13 protein-coding genes and 6 tRNA genes are annotated in these 16,411 nt (G+C 62.0%); 1 reads left to right on the forward strand and 18 read right to left on the reverse strand.

The genetic code is table 11. The features are described 5' to 3' along the window. Positions 1-76 precede the first annotated feature (76 nt). From L6D64_RS01515 to phnN, 3 genes are all read right to left on the reverse strand, one after another. On the reverse strand, positions 77-1,054 hold the full coding sequence (locus tag L6D64_RS01515; protein WP_176509042.1) for a TauD/TfdA family dioxygenase: 978 nt from the start codon (positions 1,052-1,054) through the stop codon (positions 77-79). Positions 1,055-1,255: 201 nt separating this feature from the next. Then, positions 1,256-1,330 (reverse strand) — tRNA-Arg (locus tag L6D64_RS01520). Positions 1,331-1,456: 126 nt separating this feature from the next. Next, positions 1,457-2,044, reverse strand: a complete 588-nt coding sequence (gene phnN / locus L6D64_RS01525) for a phosphonate metabolism protein/1,5-bisphosphokinase (PRPP-forming) PhnN (RefSeq protein WP_176509043.1) — start codon at positions 2,042-2,044, stop codon at positions 1,457-1,459. Between the two features lie 347 nt (positions 2,045-2,391). Here phnN and L6D64_RS01530 point away from each other — a divergent pair, with 347 nt between their 5' ends. After that, on the forward strand, positions 2,392-2,718 hold the full coding sequence (locus L6D64_RS01530) for an Arc family DNA-binding protein (RefSeq protein ID WP_003254499.1): 327 nt from the start codon (positions 2,392-2,394) through the stop codon (positions 2,716-2,718). A 75-nt stretch (positions 2,719-2,793) separates the two neighbouring features. Here L6D64_RS01530 and mgtE read toward each other — a convergent pair whose 3' ends face one another. The 15 genes from mgtE to aruF form a co-directional block, all read right to left on the reverse strand. Further along, complete coding sequence (mgtE, locus tag L6D64_RS01535) at positions 2,794-4,236, reverse strand: magnesium transporter (protein WP_176509044.1); 1,443 nt, start codon at positions 4,234-4,236, stop codon at positions 2,794-2,796. A 379-nt stretch (positions 4,237-4,615) separates the two neighbouring features. After that, positions 4,616-4,692, reverse strand: a tRNA-Arg gene (locus L6D64_RS01540). Positions 4,693-4,761: 69 nt separating this feature from the next. Next, positions 4,762-4,838, reverse strand: a tRNA-Arg gene (locus L6D64_RS01545). A 71-nt stretch (positions 4,839-4,909) separates the two neighbouring features. Continuing rightward, a tRNA-Arg gene (locus L6D64_RS01550) sits at positions 4,910-4,986 on the reverse strand. A 72-nt stretch (positions 4,987-5,058) separates the two neighbouring features. After that, positions 5,059-5,135: transfer RNA gene (locus tag L6D64_RS01555), tRNA-Arg, on the reverse strand. A 106-nt stretch (positions 5,136-5,241) separates the two neighbouring features. Beyond that, positions 5,242-5,332, reverse strand: a tRNA-Ser gene (locus L6D64_RS01560). Between the two features lie 72 nt (positions 5,333-5,404). Next, positions 5,405-5,593 carry a carbon storage regulator CsrA gene (gene csrA / locus L6D64_RS01565; RefSeq protein ID WP_003254503.1) on the reverse strand — a complete coding sequence of 63 codons (189 nt, stop codon included), beginning with the start codon at positions 5,591-5,593 and terminating at the stop codon, positions 5,405-5,407. A gap of 165 nt (positions 5,594-5,758) precedes the next feature. Next, entirely contained in the window at positions 5,759-6,994 is a 1,236-nt protein-coding gene (locus L6D64_RS01570) for an aspartate kinase (RefSeq protein WP_099815407.1), read from the reverse strand. 85 nt (positions 6,995-7,079) lie between these two features. Next, positions 7,080-9,704 (reverse strand): alanine--tRNA ligase, encoded by a 2,625-nt coding sequence (alaS, locus tag L6D64_RS01575; RefSeq protein ID WP_176509045.1) that lies wholly within the window; start codon positions 9,702-9,704, stop codon positions 7,080-7,082. Between the two features lie 306 nt (positions 9,705-10,010). Further along, entirely contained in the window at positions 10,011-11,018 is a 1,008-nt protein-coding gene (gene astE / locus L6D64_RS01580) for a succinylglutamate desuccinylase (RefSeq protein WP_176509059.1), read from the reverse strand. 10 nt (positions 11,019-11,028) lie between these two features. Further along, positions 11,029-11,319, reverse strand: a complete 291-nt coding sequence (locus L6D64_RS01585; RefSeq protein ID WP_054886207.1) for a hypothetical protein — start codon at positions 11,317-11,319, stop codon at positions 11,029-11,031. A 14-nt stretch (positions 11,320-11,333) separates the two neighbouring features. After that, positions 11,334-12,683, reverse strand: coding sequence for an N-succinylarginine dihydrolase (astB, locus tag L6D64_RS01590; RefSeq protein ID WP_176509046.1), 1,350 nt, complete (start codon positions 12,681-12,683; stop codon positions 11,334-11,336). A 23-nt stretch (positions 12,684-12,706) separates the two neighbouring features. Then, positions 12,707-14,170 carry a succinylglutamate-semialdehyde dehydrogenase gene (gene astD / locus L6D64_RS01595; protein WP_176509047.1) on the reverse strand — a complete coding sequence of 488 codons (1,464 nt, stop codon included), beginning with the start codon at positions 14,168-14,170 and terminating at the stop codon, positions 12,707-12,709. After that, the gene (gene astA / locus L6D64_RS01600; RefSeq protein ID WP_176509048.1) at positions 14,171-15,199 is read right to left on the reverse strand and encodes an arginine N-succinyltransferase; all 1,029 of its coding nucleotides are present in this window, start codon (positions 15,197-15,199) and stop codon (positions 14,171-14,173) included. 79 nt (positions 15,200-15,278) lie between these two features. Next, the gene (gene aruF / locus L6D64_RS01605; RefSeq protein ID WP_054886211.1) at positions 15,279-16,298 is read right to left on the reverse strand and encodes an arginine/ornithine succinyltransferase subunit alpha; all 1,020 of its coding nucleotides are present in this window, start codon (positions 16,296-16,298) and stop codon (positions 15,279-15,281) included. Between the last annotated feature and the right edge of the window lie 113 nt (positions 16,299-16,411).

Below are 16,411 nucleotides of genomic sequence, written 5' to 3' on the forward strand. Positions count from 1 at the left end.
CATTTAGGTGCTGTTGGTAAAACCGTCGCAGCGCTTTTGCGGCAGCGCGCCTGCGCTGACGGCCGCGCTGCGCGGCTCAACCTGCGCCGTGCCCCTCGGCCATGGCCACGATGACCTTGCGCTTGCCGGTGAAGCTGCTGCGGGCGTGGGCGGCGAGCATGTTATCGAGCATCAGCACATCGCCTTCCTGCCAGGGGAAGGCGATGGTGCACTCATCCAGCACACCGCGTACTTCGTCGAGGATCGAGTCTTCGATCGGTGACCCGTCGCCGTAATAGACATTACGAGGCAGGTCTTGCTCGTCGACGATTTCCAGCAAGCTCTCGCGCACCTCAGGCGGCAGGTTGGACACATGGAACAGGTGCGCCTGGTTGAACCACACATCCTCAAAGGTTCGCGGGTGGCGGGCCACGGCCTGGCAGGTCTGGCGAGTCCGCAGTTCGCCGTCGTCCTTCCATTCGCAGGTGATCGCATGGCGTTGGCAGTAGGCTTGCACCACTGCCGGGTCGTCACTGTTGAACACCTGCTCCCAAGGCACATCCAGGCCATTGCCGAAGTTGCGCACGTACATCAGCCCATGACGATTGAAACGCTCGTGGATACGCGGGGCGATCCGGCGGAACACTTCGCGGCTGTCGGCGATGGGCGTTTCCCCGCCGCTCTGGGCGGCGATCATGCTGTAGAACCAGATCTTCATCGGCCATTCACGGGTGTAGGCCTGCTCGTTGTGCAACGGGATTTTCTGGTGCGGCGGGTATTCGGTAGAGGTGTACACGCCCTGGGTAACGTTACTGCGCGGGGTAGAGCCGAACTCATAGTTCAGCAGCGGGTGGCCAAAGCCGCCGGCAAAGCTGCGAAAAGCCTCGGCGCCGCCCACGTCGAAACCGCGAAAAAGGATGCCACCGGCATCGAGCAAATGGCGGTCTACCAACGCACGGATCGGCTCCAGCGCCTCGTTGAGGTCCAGGCCGGCATGGGGTGCCTCGACCAGTAAGGGCAGGCTGCGCTGGCCTGGCAGCAGGGGCCGGGCCAGCAGTTCCAGTATGGCACTCATGGCCTCCCCCTCGCGGCAGCTGGCCGCAGCGGGTTGAGCAGCAACTGATTGGCAACAGGCAGCACCTGGCTGGCCTTGAAACAAATGGCGGCAAGCATCCTTCGACCCTCGATGAAAAGACAGCAAGCTCCGGTGGCGCGTACGGCGCACGTCGGCCTTGTGCAAAGGAAACGAGGGGCAGAGGGTGGGATTTAGCGTGGATGGCGTCCCCGGCAGGAATCGAACCTGCACCAGAGTCTTAGGAGGACCCCGTTCTATCCATTAAACTACAGGGACTGAAACCCGCCAGCCATGTGCTGACTGAATGCAGCAGCAGCGGGACGGCGAGCATGTTAACCAGCGCGCCACCGTTTGTCATGCCTGAATCGGGCTTTTTGCACGTAGGGTGTTTCTGAAAGCCGTTCAGCCAAGCAACTTTTCCTGGCGCAGCAGATCGAGCAAGGCCGCCACCGCCGTGGCCAACGCCCCTGAATTGTCGAGGTGGTGCAGCGATGGCCCAGCGTTCAGTTGCAGCAGCGCATTGCGCGCCAGGCGCTGGTCGACTTGCTCCGGGGTCTCTCGCCCACGGGCCAGCAAGCGTTCACGCAGCACGGCGGGCTGCACGTCCAGGCACACGGCCAAAAGACCAGGGTAACGCGCCTGGGCTTCTGGCAAATAAGCCCTGGAACCATTGACCAGCACCGAGCGCCCCTGCGCCAGCCACGCGTCCACCTGGGCCGGTATCCCGTATTCCAGGCCATTGGCTCGCCAGTGCATGGCGAACGCGCCCTCTTCGCGCAGCTGCGCGAACCGCTCCGCGCTGACGCCATGGGCCGCTTCACCCTTGGCTTCGGCGGAACGGGTAATGATGCGACGGGCTATTTCAACGCCTGCCGCAGACAATTGCGCACGAGCGGCATCGATCAGGGAATCTTTTCCCGAACCGGAGGGTCCTATCAGGAATATCAGGCGGCCTGAGGCTCCATCTCGGGCGCTTGCGTCATGTTGCATAGCCACTATGCTCTATGGAAGGAAACCTGCGCATTCTAGGTGTTTTCTGCGTCCTTTGCTGCGTTTTACAGGTTTTTGGCGGCAAAAGGCTGACGGTGCGACGGGCCGGATGATGTAAAACTTTTCAAACCAGTACTCATTTCTGATAATTGGTACTGGCAAAAAGCCTTTATCCGGCTCACTATTTGTCACAGAATTGACGCCAAGGAAACGGCGACCATGAGGCAAGATGACCTTCCAAATATTCATGACGGTTGAACATTTTGTCGTCGCCACGGTCGTACTTCCACCCCGTGCGGCCAATTTGAGAACCGCTTCCCCTGAACCAGTAAATCCGGTCAATTTATATGCGCCCAATGAAACAGGCTATTTATTCGAGCCGCACCGCTGACAAGTTCGTCGTCCGCCTGCCAGACGGGATGCGTGAGCGCATTGCCGAGGTAGCGCGCAACCATCACCGCAGCATGAACTCCGAGATCATCGCGCGCCTGGAGCAGAGCCTTATCCAGGAAGGTGCGCTGGGCGACGAGCTGAGCATGCGCCTGGACAGCCCGGAGCTGTCGCTGCATGAGCGCGAGCTCCTGCAACGTTTCCGCCAGCTGTCGCACCGCCAGCAGAATGCGCTGGTGGCCCTCATCGCTCACGATGTGGAAATGGCCGCCGACGCCTCCTGAGGCCGACAGCGAGCAGACACGAAAAAGCCAGCGTATGCTGGCTTTTTTGGTTGGGCTTGTTTTTCTGCTGGCGCTTCAGAGCAGGAACAGTGTCGCCAGGCCCAGGAAGATGAAGAAGCCGCCGCTGTCGGTCACGGCGGTGATCATCACGCTCGAGCCCATGGCCGGATCGCGCCCCAGGCGCGTCAGGGTCATGGGAATCAGCACGCCCATGAAGGCCGCCAGCAACAGGTTCAGCGTCATGGCGGCGGTCATCACCACGCCCAGAGACCAGCTGCCATAGAGCCAGAAGGCCACCGCGCCGATAACCCCGCCCCAGACCAGGCCATTGAGCAGCCCCACCGCCAACTCCTTGCGCATCAGCCGGCTGGTATTGCCCGGCGACACCTGGTCCAGTGCCATGGCACGGACGATCATGGTGATGGTCTGGTTGCCCGAGTTGCCACCAATACCGGCAACGATGGGCATCAGCGCAGCCAGCGCCACCAGCTTCTCGATCGATCCTTCGAACAAGCCGATCACCCGCGAGGCGACAAAGGCGGTAATCAGGTTGATCGCCAGCCAGGCCCAACGGTTGCGCAGCGAACGCCAGACCGAGGCGAAGATGTCTTCCTCTTCACGCAGACCCGCCATGTTGAGGACTTCGCTTTCGCTCTCCTCACGGATCAGGTCAACCATCTCGTCAATTGTCAGACGGCCGATCAGACGATCACCCTTGTCGACCACTGGCGCCGAAACCAGGTCATAACGTTCGAAGGCCTGAGCGGCGTCGTAGGCATCTTCCTCAGGATGAAAAGACACGGGGTCGGTCGCCATGACCTCCGCCACTTTCTTCTCTGGGTCGTTGACCAACAGGCGCTTGATTGGCAATACGCCCTTGAGAATGCCTTCATAGTCGACCACGAACAGCTTGTCGGTATGGTTGGGCAGCTCTTTCAGGCGGCGCAGGTAGCGCAGCACCACTTCCAGGCTGACGTCTTCGCGGATGGTGACCATCTCGAAGTCCATCAGCGCACCGACCTGCTCCTCGTCGTAACTCAGTGCCGAGCGGACCCGCTCGCGCTGCTGGGCATCGAGGCTTTCCATCAGCTCGTGAACCACGTCACGCGGCAGCTCTGGCGCCAGGTCGGCCAGTTCGTCGGCGTCCATTTCCTTGGCGGCAGCCAGGATCTCGTGATCGTCCATGTCGGCGATCAGCGACTGACGAACAGAGTCGGATACTTCGAGGAGGATGTCGCCGTCACGGTCCGAGCGCACCAGCTGCCAGACCGTCAGACGGTCTTGCAAGGGCAAGGCTTCGAGGATGTAGGCGACGTCGGCTGGGTGCAGGTCGTCCAGCTTGCGCTGCAGGTCGACCAGGTTCTGGCGGTGGACGAGGTTTTCCACCAGGTCGTTGTGCTGACCTTCCTGACGATGGGTCAGGTCTTCCACCACACGTTGGCGCTGCAGCAGTTCGACCACCTGGGCCAGGCGATCCTGCAGGCTCTCTTGAGCTTTCTTTACTTCTACTTCAGTCATAGGCGAACTCCACTCCCAGCAGCGGAGCACGCCGGGAGAATCAATCAGTCAGATCTAGCTGTATGAATCTTGTTAGGGAGTAACTACTGGGTAAGTCCATGGTGGTTTTCCACAAGCCCCGGCGGGGCTGACGGGCGCAATCATACACTGCCTAAGCTGTCAGATCGCTTAAAATTTCGGCCAGAACAATCGTTTGCGAGATAAAGCTGGGACAACGCTCGATGCCACCTGTGCGACGGCATGCGCGTGATAAAGAACACATTCACCGCGCAAAAGTCTGTCGGGCTGGTTACTGTGCAGTCTAGTCAGGCATCACTGACAAAACAGTGAAAGAGAAAAACAAAAAGCCCGCTCAAATGAGCGGGCTTCTTATCGTGTATGGCGGACTCAGCAGGATTCGAACCTGCGACCGCTCGGTTCGTAGCCGAGTACTCTATCCAGCTGAGCTATGAGTCCGTGGTTGGCAGTTTCAAACCAGATACCGCTGGTGATGAAGCGACTTTGCAAGCAGAGCCACTTCAAAAGTGGCGGACTCAGCAGGATTCGAACCTGCGACCGCTCGGTTCGTAGCCGAGTACTCTATCCAGCTGAGCTATGAGTCCGTGGTTGGCAGTTTCAAACCAGATACCGCTGGTGAATGAAGCGACTTTGCAAGCAGAGCCACTTCAAAAAGTGGCGGACTCAGCAGGATTCGAACCTGCGACCGCTCGGTTCGTAGCCGAGTACTCTATCCAGCTGAGCTATGAGTCCGCGATTGGTAATTTTAGACCAGGTTACCACTGGTGATTTGAAGCAGCCTTGCATGCAAAGCCACTTCAAAAGTGGCGGACTCAGCAGGATTCGAACCTGCGACCGCTCGGTTCGTAGCCGAGTACTCTATCCAGCTGAGCTATGAGTCCGTGTCTTGCCGCGCATGATAGTTCGCTGAAACATTTTTGCAAGAACTTTTTCGTTTAACTTCAACGACTTAGCGTTCTTACCGTTTACAGCGCCCTACGCAAATAATGGCGGTGAAGGGGGGATTCGAACCCCCGATACCCTTATGAGGTATACTCCCTTAGCAGGGGAGCGCCTTCGGCCACTCGGCCACCTCACCGCAACACGAGGCGAATATTAAACAGGCTCTTCCTCGTTTGCAACCCTTTTTTTGAAAAAAACTTCAAAAAAATTAAAGGCTTGGCTCCTCGTCCTTCTCTTTCTTGATCCGCAGGTAGATTTCTTCGCGGTGAACGGCCACTTCTTTAGGGGCGCTGACACCAATACGCACCTGGTTGCCTTTCACGCCGAGCACCGTCACGGTGATCTCGCCGTCTCCAATGATCAGGCTCTCGGCGCACCGACGAGTCAGAATCAACATAGCTTTCTCCTTACGCAAAACATTCAGGGGTTACAGTCTTGGGATGTCAGGCCTGAGCGCGGACGACGCACATGGCCTGGATGATCGCCCCGCTGGCAGGACAAGGCCTGCGTGGCGACCAGAAACGCGAAGGGCGCGGCTAAGCCGCGCCCTCCAGGCAAGGCGTTACTCGCCCTGTCGGGCCGGAGCGTCAAGTTCGAACGCGGTGTGCAGCGCGCGTACGGCCAGCTCCAGGTACTTCTCTTCAATGACCACCGAGACCTTGATTTCGGAGGTGGAGATCATCTGGATGTTGATGCTCTCCTTGGCCAGGGCTTCGAACATGCGGCTGGCAACGCCCGCGTGGGAGCGCATGCCAACGCCGACGATCGACACCTTGGCGATCTTGGTGTCGCCGATCACTTCACGGGCACCGATTTCACGCGCGGTGTTTTCCAGCACGCTGTAGGCCTTCTCGTACTCGTTGCGGTGCACGGTGAAGGTGAAGTCGGTGGTGTTATCGTGGGAAACGTTCTGCACGATCATGTCCACCTCGATGTTCGAAGCGCTGATCGGGCCGAGGATCTTGAAGGCAACGCCCGGGGTGTCCGGTACGCCACGAATGGTCAGCTTGGCCTCATCACGGTTGAAGGCGATACCGGAAATGATCGGCTGTTCCATGGATTCCTCTTCATCAATGGTAATGAGGGTACCTGGACCCTCCTTGAAGCTGTGCAGCACGCGCAGCGGAACGTTGTACTTGCCGGCGAACTCCACCGAGCGGATCTGCAACACCTTGGAACCAAGGCTGGCCATTTCCAGCATCTCTTCGAAGGTGATCTTCTCCAGGCGCTGCGCTTGCGGCACAACGCGCGGGTCGGTGGTGTAGACGCCATCGACGTCGGTGTAGATCTGGCACTCGTCTGCCTTCAGCGCAGCCGCCAGGGCCACGCCGGTGGTGTCGGAGCCACCGCGGCCGAGGGTAGTGATGCTGCCGTGCTCGTCGACACCCTGGAAACCGGCCACCACGACCACGCGGCCTTCCTTGAGGTCGGCACGGATCTTCTGGTCGTCGATCTGCAGGATGCGCGCCTTGTTGTGCGCGCTGTCGGTGAGGATGCGCACCTGGTTGCCGGTGTAGGACACCGCTGGCACACCACGCTTGATCAAGGCCATGGTCAACAGGGCAATGGTGACCTGCTCACCGGTCGACACGATCACATCCAGCTCACGCGGAACCGGCTGATCGGTGATCTGCTTGGCCAGATCGATCAGGCGATTGGTTTCACCGCTCATGGCCGACAGCACAACCACCAGGTCGTCGCCCGCTTCACGGTGTTTCTTGACCTTTTCGGCTACCTGCTCGATCCGCTCGATGGAACCGACAGAGGTGCCGCCAAATTTCTGTACGATCAACGCCATTTCAATGGTGCCTCAGCCCGTACCGGGCCTCAAAAAAAACATCCAACATGAAGGAGCCGGCGACTAGACCGCCGGCCCCTTCATCTCAAAGTCCCTGCTCTGCGAACGGCACGGCCAGCGCCAGCGCCTGGTCCAGTGCAGCGACGTCGACGCCACCACCCTGGGCCATGTCCGGACGGCCACCGCCCTTGCCACCCACTGCCGCAGCGGCTTGTTTCATCAGGTCACCAGCCTTGAGTTGGCTGGAGAGGTCCTTGGTCACGCCGGCCACCAGCACGACCTTGCCCTCATGCTCGCTGCCCAGCAGGATCACTGCGTGGCCGAGCTTGTTCTTCAGCTGATCGACCAGCGCCAGCAGTGCCTTGCCATCCTGCCCATCCAGGCGGGCGGCAAGCACCTTGGCACCTTTGACCTCAACGGCCGCGTTGGAGAGATCGTCCCCGGCGGCGCTGGCGGCCTTGGCCTGCAGCTGCTCGAGCTGCTTTTCCAGCTGGCGGTTGCGCTCGAGCACAGCCGACAGCTTGTCGATCAGGTTGTCACGGTTGCCCTTGACCAGTTGCGCGGCTTCCTTGACCTGCTCTTCGGCAGCGTTCAGGTAGTCCAGCGCAGCGGCACCGGTAACCGCTTCGATACGGCGCACACCCGAGGCCACGCCGCCTTCGCTGATGATCTTGAACAGGCTGATATCGCCGGTGCGCTTGGCATGGATACCGCCGCACAGCTCGACGGAGAAATCGCCGCCCATGCTCAGCACGCGCACGGTGTCACCGTACTTCTCGCCGAACAGGGCCATGGCGCCCTTGGCCTTGGCGGTTTCGATATCGGTCAGCTCGGTTTCAACCGGGGTGTTCTTGCGCACTTCACGGTTGACGATGTCTTCCAGGGCCTTGATCTGCTCCGGCTTGACCGCCTCGAAGTGGCTGAAGTCGAAACGCAGGCGCTGGCTGTCGACCAGCGAGCCCTTCTGCTGTACGTGCTCGCCCAGCACCTGGCGCAGCGCTTCGTGCAGCAGGTGAGTGGCCGAGTGGTTCAGCGAGGTGGCGTGCTGCACGTCGGCATCGACCTTGGCCTCGACAGGCGAGCCGATGACCAGCGCACCGCTGGCGACCACGCCGTGGTGCAGGAAGGCACCGCCGGTCTTGGTGGTGTCGCGCACGTCGAAGCGTGCAGCGCCGGCCTGCAGGAAGCCGCTGTCGCCGACCTGGCCACCGGATTCGGCATAGAACGGGGTGCGGTCGAGCACCACGACGCCCTGCTCGCCTTCACCCAACTGGTCGACAGACTGGCCGTCCTTGTACAGGGCGATGATCTTGCCCTGGCCTTCGGTGGCGTCATAGCCGAGGAACTCGGTGGCGCTGTCGATCTTGACCAGGCTGTTGTAGTCCATGCCGAAGCTGCTGGCAGAGCGGGCACGCTCGCGCTGGGCTTCCATTTCACGCTCGAAGCCGGCTTCGTCGATGGTCAGCTCGCGCTCGCGAGCGATGTCGGCGGTCAGGTCCATCGGGAACCCGTAGGTGTCGTACAGCTTGAACACCACGTCGCCCGGGACCACGTCGCCCTTGAGCTGGGCCAGGTCCTGCTCGAGGATGCGCAGGCCCTGCTCCAGGGTCTTGGCGAACTGTTCTTCCTCGGCCTTGAGCACGCGCTCGATATGCGCCTGCTGGCTCTTCAGCTCGGGGAAGGCCTCGCCCATCTCGGCGGCCAGGGCAGCGACGATCTGGTAGAAGAAGCTGCCCTTGGCGCCCAGCTTGTTGCCGTGACGGCAAGCGCGGCGAATGATGCGGCGCAGCACGTAGCCACGGCCTTCGTTGGACGGCAGTACGCCGTCGGCAATCAGGAAACCGCAGGAACGGATGTGGTCGGCAACCACTTTCAGCGAAGCCTGGCCGTCGTTGCTGCAGCCGATGGCCTTGGCCGCGGCAGTCAGCAGGTTCTGGAACAGGTCGATCTCGTAGTTCGAGTGCACGTGCTGCATCACCGCACTGATGCGCTCCAGGCCCATGCCGGTGTCCACCGACGGCGCTGGCAGCGGGTGCAGCACGCCGTCGGCGGTGCGGTTGAACTGCATGAAGACGTTGTTCCAGATCTCGATGTAGCGGTCGCCGTCTTCCTCCGGCGAGCCGGGTGGGCCGCCCCAGATGTCGGCGCCGTGGTCGTAGAAGATCTCGGTGCAAGGGCCGCACGGGCCGGTGTCACCCATGGTCCAGAAGTTGTCGGAGGCGTATGGGGCGCCTTTGTTGTCGCCGATGCGCACCATGCGCTCGGCCGGCACGCCGACTTCCTTGGTCCAGATGTCGTAGGCTTCGTCGTCGGAGGCGTAGACGGTGACCCAGAGCTTTTCCTTGGGCAGGTTCAGCCACTGCTCGGAGGTCAGGAAGGTCCAGGCGAAGGTGATCGCATCGCGCTTGAAATAGTCGCCGAAGCTGAAGTTACCCAGCATTTCGAAGAAGGTGTGGTGACGCGCGGTGTAGCCGACGTTTTCCAGGTCGTTGTGCTTGCCACCGGCACGCACGCACTTCTGGCTGCTGACAGCGCGGGTGTAGGCACGCTTCTCGGCACCGAGGAAGCAGTCCTTGAACTGGTTCATGCCAGCGTTGGTGAACAGCAGGGTCGGGTCGTTGTTCGGGATCAGCGAACTGGAGGCGACTCGGGTATGGCCCTGCTCTTCGAAGAAGCGGAGGAAGGCTTCACGGATTTCTGCGCTTTTCATAGGTTCTTCCACGGAAACGGCGGCCCTTGGGGGCAAACACGTCGACGAAACGACGGCAAAGGGCCGCATTATATCGGTCCTGCAAGCAAGGTGCAGTGTGTTTATGCGATAGAAAGCGTCGATTGGACGGCTTTTAAGGCGCTTGCAAACGAAAATGACATGAGCGGATGCTAATTGCAGCCTTTCGCCACTGGCAAGCCAATTACCGCCCAAGGGAAGGGAAAATGGAACAGGCGGTGAATTAAAAGGTTTTCATCAGCGATCGGATCCGAAAACCTGCCGCCGTTTTCAGCGGCGGCCACGGTCTCAGCCCAGGCGCTGCCCCGAATCAGGCACGATCAGGATGCCGGCGCGCAGGCCATTCTTGACCCTGGGGTTGGGGAAGATGATCCGCGCCCCCTCCTCCTCGACCACCCAGCGCATCTCCGCCAGGTCTTCGGCCAGCAAGTACCCTTTGCTCAGCTCGGAGAAGTTTTCGATGTCCGCCGGCAGGTGCAGGTGGAAGCTGTCGCTGTGCTTGATGATCTCGCGGGCGACGCTGAACAGTTTGAGGCCGTCCAGCGAGCCGTCGATTTCAGGCTCGGTATCCTCGATGATATGAATCAACCGTTCTTCGAGCCTGTCGAGGTTGACGTGCTCGTTCTGCCCGAACGGCCGCGCCTTGCCCAGCTCCAGGGTGAACGCCTCGGCATCCAGTTGCTCGTAGGTGAAGGCACTGAAGGTGATGGATGACTTGCTTTGCAACAGCACCGCCTCCATGCCGGCAGCAGCCAGGCGGGCCAGCTCGCGACGGGAATGCTTGCGCCCCTCCTTGTAAGGATAAAGAGCGAACTGCTCGATCTTCGAGCCACGGATGGCGGTATGCAGGTCGTAATGCAGGCGGGTGCGCCCAGGCTTGCCGAAGAACACCCGGGCGAACTGTTCCAGCTCGGCGGCACGCAATGCCTCGAACCCACTGGAGAGCTCATGGCGACCGTTGAACAGCCGGTTGATATCCTGCTCGACAAAACGCTCGCCTTTGCGGATGGCGACCGGGTTGCCGAACAGGAACAGAATCCGCGCACGCGGCTTGATCTTGCCGTTGGCCACGCCATGCAGGAGCCTTTCGAGCAGTTCGATCGGTGCTGTTTCGTTACCGTGAATACCGGCCGAAAGCAGCAGGTCGAGCCCACAATCCTCGTTTTCGGGCGGACGCACCTCCAGTGCGCCCTCCCCCAACCAGCGCAAGCGCACGCCCTTGGTTGTCACTTGGGTCTTCTCGGCCGGTTCGTGATCGGTCAGGGTCAGCTCGAGCAATTTGCCAAGGGCGAGCATAGGCGCTTCCTTAGTGGTGGTGGCCGCAGTCAGGGCCATGGACATGATCGTCCTCTTCGCCGACTTCCGCCGGCTCCATTTCCAGCTGCAGGCTGACCAGGTTGGTGGCCATCGGACGCAGCAGCAGGTTGGCGTATTCGACATCGCCTTCCTCGACATCCACGCCGATCAGCAGCTGGCCACGGCCGTCCTGCTGGACCCACACTTCCTTGCCTTGCCAGACAATGGCAAAACGGGTGCAGGAGGTTTCCAGCTGGGTGCCGTCTACATCTTCGAGGATCAGGCGCAGGGCGTCGGTCATTGCAAATTCTCTCTTCAAGGTTGGCGTTGGAACGGGTACACCGAGCCCAACTTCAGGATCTGGGTCAATTCATCCAGTGCGGTGCGGCACTCCAGCAGCAGCTGCGGGTCGGCAAGGTCGGCTTCGCCAAGGCGATCGCGGTAGTGCTTGTCGACCCACTGCAGCAGAGTGTCGTACAGCGGGGCGGTCATGATAACGCCTGGATTGACCGCTGCCAGTTCCGATTCCTTCAATGCCACGCGCAACCGCAGGCAAGCCGGGCCACCGCCGTTCTGCATGCTCTGCTTGAGGTCGAACACCTTGACCTCCTTCACCGCACCGCCTTGGGCGGTCAACTGCCGCAGATAGGCCCAGACCCGCTCGTTGTTGCGGCACTCCTCCGGCACCACCAGCAGCATCGAGCCATCGTCACGGCTGAGCAGCTGGCTGTTGAACAGGTAGGAGCGCACGGCATCTTCTACCGTCACCGCCGCACGCGGCACACGGATGGCCTGGAAGTTGCCACCCTTGCTGGCCAGTTTAGCCTGCAGCTGGCCAAGCACCGCGTCGGTCTCGAGGAAAGCGTCCTCATGATAGAAGAGCACTTCACCGTTACCGACCGAAATCACATCGTTGTGAAACACGCCCTGGTCGATCACCGCCGGGTTCTGTTGAGCGTAGACCACACCGTCCTCGCTCAGGCCGTGCAGCCGCGCCACAGCCTGGGAGGCCTCCAGCGTTTGCCGGGCCGGGTACTTCTGCGGCGCGGGGTAGCGGCTATCGAAGGCGCTGCGGCCATAGACGAAGAACTCCACCCCGGCTTCACCGTATTCGCGGCAGAAGCGCGTATGGTTGGCCGCGCCTTCATCGCCGAACTGCGCCACCGCGGGCAGCGCTTCGTGGTGGGCGAAGTGCTTGTCGTCGTTGAACATCGCCGCCAGCACACGGCTGGTGGTCGGGTGCTCGATGCTGCGGTGGTACTTGCAGTTGAGGTTGGCAGCCGTGAAATGTACGCGACCATCGGCCGTGTCGGCGCTCGGGCTGACGGTGGCGGCGTTGGCCACCCACATGCTCGAGGCCGAGCAGCTGGCGACCAGCAGTGGCATGGCCTCCTTGGCGGCACGCCGAATCACCTCGGCATCGCTGCCGCTGAAGCCCAGGCGGCGCAGGGCAGCCACGTCCGGGCGTTCTTGCGGCGCCAGCACGCCCTGCTTGAAGCCCAGGTCGGCCAGCGCTTTCATCTTGGCCAGGCCCTGGCGCGCCGCTTCCCGCGGGTTTGACCCTTGCTGGCTGTTGCTCTGCGAAGCCACGTTACCGTAGGACAGGCCGCCGTAGTTGTGGGTTGGCCCCACCAGGCCATCAAAATTCACTTCATAGGATTTCATCGGCTAGGCTCCGTGACCTGTTGTTATAGAGTGACGCCCGGCGTCAGGGTCGCCGGCAGGGCAAGGCTGGCGGTCTCCAGCGAAGCCACGGGGTAAGCGCAGTAATCGGCTGCGTAGTAGGCACTGGCGCGGTGGTTGCCACTGGCACCGACCCCACCGAACGGCGCACTGCTGGCGGCGCCGGTCAGCTGTTTGTTCCAGTTGACGATACCGGCGCGGCTGCGCAGCCAGAAGTACTGGTAGCGCGCCCGGGAATCGGACAGCAGGCCGGCGGCCAGGCCGTACTGGGTATTGTTGGCCTCGTCGATGGCGGCATCGAAGTCGGCGTAGCGGATAACCTGCAGCAGCGGGCCGAAGAACTCCTCGTCCGGGCGCTCGGCCAGCGCAGTCACATCCACAATACCCGGCGTGAGCAGCGCGGCGTTGGCCTGGGGCTGGGTCATTGCCAGCAGTTCCACCGCACCTTTGGCCAGCAGTTCGGCCTGGGCCGTCATCAATGCCTGCGCGGCCTGCAACGAGATCACCGAGCCCATGAAAGGTGCCGGCTGCTGGTCGAAGGCGCCGACGGTAATGCTGCGGCACACCGCGACCAGCCTCGCGATCAGCGCATCGCCCCAGGCGCCCTGCGGCACCAGCAGACGGCGCGCGCAGGTGCAGCGCTGGCCGGCAGAAATGAATGCCGACTGGATGATGGTGTACACCGCGGCATCAAGGTCCTTGACCTCATCCACCACCAGCGGGTTGTTACCGCCCATTTCCAGGGCAAGGATCTTCTCCGGCCGGCCGGCGAACTGCTGGTGCAGCAGGTTGCCGGTGCGGCTGGAGCCGGTGAAGAACAGGCCATCGATACCCGGGTTGGCGGCCAGCGCCACACCGGTTTCACGAGCCCCCTGCACCAGGTTGAGCACACCGGCCGGCAGGCCTGCGGCGATCCAGCAGTTGACCGTCAGTTCGGCGACCTTGGGGGTCAGCTCGCTGGGTTTGAACACCACGCAATTGCCCGCCAACAGTGCCGGCACGATGTGGCCATTGGGCAAATGGCCGGGGAAGTTGTACGGGCCGAACACCGCCACCACGCCGTGGGGCTTGTGCCGCAGCACAGCGGTGGCATCGGCCAGCGGGCCGCTCTTCTCGCCGGTACGTTCGCGGTAGCTCTGCACCGAGATCGCCACCTTGTTGACCATGCTGGTCACTTCCGTGGCCGATTCCCACAGCGGTTTGCCGGTTTCCTCACCGATGCAATGTGCCAATGCCTCGGCATGCTGCTTCAGCTGCTCGGCGAACTTCTCCAGCACCTCGATGCGGGCGTCCAGGCTCAGTTGCGCCCAGGCCGGGAATGCCTGGCGGGCCGCCTTGACGGCTGCGTCGACCTGGCCGGCATCGGCCCCCTGCCCTTGCCAGACGACCGCCTGGGTCACCGGGTTGAGCGACTGCAGGGCTTCGCCCTGGCCTGCCAGCCAGCTGCCTGCGATGTAATGCGTAGTCATTTACTGGGCCTCCCGGCTTGCCGACAGCGGCACGGCGCGTACGTTGTCGCCGGCGCCCATGCGCAGGCGCTTGGCGGTCAGCGGGTCGACCACCAGGGTGCCCGCGGCGAGGCGCGCGGGGGCTGCGGTGATGCGGCAGTCGTCGCGCTTGCGGTTGTGAATGATGTAAGGGGTCGCGTCATCACCCGGCGTGCCCACGGCCAGCACGAGGGTCTCGCTCTCGCGCACGGCGCGGATCTTCGACGTCTCGCATTCGATGGCCGGGCCTGCGTCGAAGATGTCGACATAGCCCTGGTAGCTGAAGCCTTCCTGCTTGAGCATCGCCAGCGCAGGTTCGGTGTCGGTGTGCACACGGCCGATGACATTGCGCGCAGCTTCGGACAGGAAGCAGGTGTACAGCGGGAACTTGGGCATCAGCTCGGCAATGAACGACTTGTTGCCCACGCCAGTGAGGTAGTCGGCCTGGCTGAACTCCATCTTGAAGAAGTGCCGGCCCAGGCTTTCCCAGAATGGCGAACGTCCTTGCTCGTCGGACATGCCGCGCATTTCAGCGATGATCTTGTTGCCGAACAGTTCAGGGAACTCGGCAATGAACAGCATGCGCGCACGCGACAGCAGGCGGCCGTTGAGCCCGGAGCGGTAATCGCTGCGCAGGAACAGCGAGCACAGCTCGGAGTTGCCGGTCAGGTCGTTGGCCAGGAACAGCGTGGGGATTTCGCGGTAGATCTTCAGCTCCTGGGAGGCGCTGACCGTGAGGCCGACCCGGTAGTTGTACCAAGGCTCACGCAGGCCGACGGCGCCGGCGATGGCGCTGATGCCAACCACCAGGCCCTCATCGTTCTCCAGCACGAACAGGTAGTCGGTGTCGCCACGCTCGGCTTCGCCGCGGAAGCTCTTTTCGGCCCAGCCGACGCGGTGGCCAAGGCGCTCCTCGTTGGCCGGCAGGGTGGTCAGCCCGGTGGTGCCGGTGCTGCGGGCCAATTCGATCAGCGCGGGTAAATCGCTGCTGCGTACAGGACGAACGATCATGCTATCTCCTTGTGCGGTGGCCAGTGCCTGCCGCATGACTCTCTATACCTGCCGGTTCTCCCGGCTAGCGCACCGTGGCTCAGGCGGCGACCAGGCGCACGCTGGCGCCTTCACCAACACCCAGGGCTTCGGCCGCCTGGCTGCTGAGGCTGACCGGCTTGCCCGGCACCCAGTCCAGTTCCAGCAGCACGGCGCGGTAATCCTGCAATTGGCCGTTGCACACCAGGTAAGGACGACCGCCCTTGACCGGGGTGTCGTCCACCTTGACCGGCACCACGCGGCTCTGGGCGATCGAGCGGATGCCCGAGGTACGCGCATGCAGCGTCGGGCCGCCGTCGAAGATGTCGATGTAGTGCTCGGTCTCGAAGCCTTCGCGCATGAGGATGTCGAAGGTGATCTGTGCCCGCGGGTGCACCTGGCCCATCGCTTCCTGCGCGTCGTCGGGCAGCAGTGGCACGTAGATCGGGTAGTGCGGCATCAGTTCGGCGAGGAAGGTGCGGCTCTTGAGACCACACAGGCGCTCGGCGTGGGCATAGTTGAGGTCGAAGAAGTTGCGACCGATGGCATCCCAGAACGGCGATTCGCCTTGTTCGTCGCTGTAGCCGACGATCTCGGTCACCACCGAGTCGGCGAAGCGCTCCGGGTGCGAGGCCATGAACAGCAGGCGGCCACGGGAGTTGAGCTCGGCCCAGCCACTGTTCACCAGTTCCGGCAACACATAGAAGCTGGTCAGCAGGCTGTTGCCGGTCAGGTCGTGGCACAACGAGAGGACGTGGATCTTGTTGTGAATCTTCAGCTCACGCGAAGCATGCACGAAGGTTTCGTTGCGGAAGCTGTAGAACGGCTCGGAATAGCCAGCCGAGGCGACGATGGCCGAACACCCCGAAAGCTTGCCCGTCTCGCTGTCCTCGAGCACGAAGAAGTAGCTTTCTTCACCGTTGAAGCTGACTTCAGCGGCGAAGGAGGTTTCCGAGGCGGCAATCTTGTCGCCCAGGCGGGCGGCATCGTCCGGCAGCGAGGTGACACCAACGGGGCTGTCGGCAGCCATGCGCTGCACTTCGTTCAGATCAGCCATTTGCGCGGGGCGCATCACCAGCATGGTGTCACTCCTTTGGAAAAACGGGCCATTCATGACGGCACGGAAAATCGGCGGGCGCATCAGCCCCCGCACTGGAATTCGAGGTTCACCGGCCCGAGGCCTCGAACGGCGCC

It is taken from the genome of Pseudomonas urethralis (assembly GCF_021602465.1).
GTDB lineage: Bacteria > Pseudomonadota > Gammaproteobacteria > Pseudomonadales > Pseudomonadaceae > Aquipseudomonas > Aquipseudomonas vlassakiae.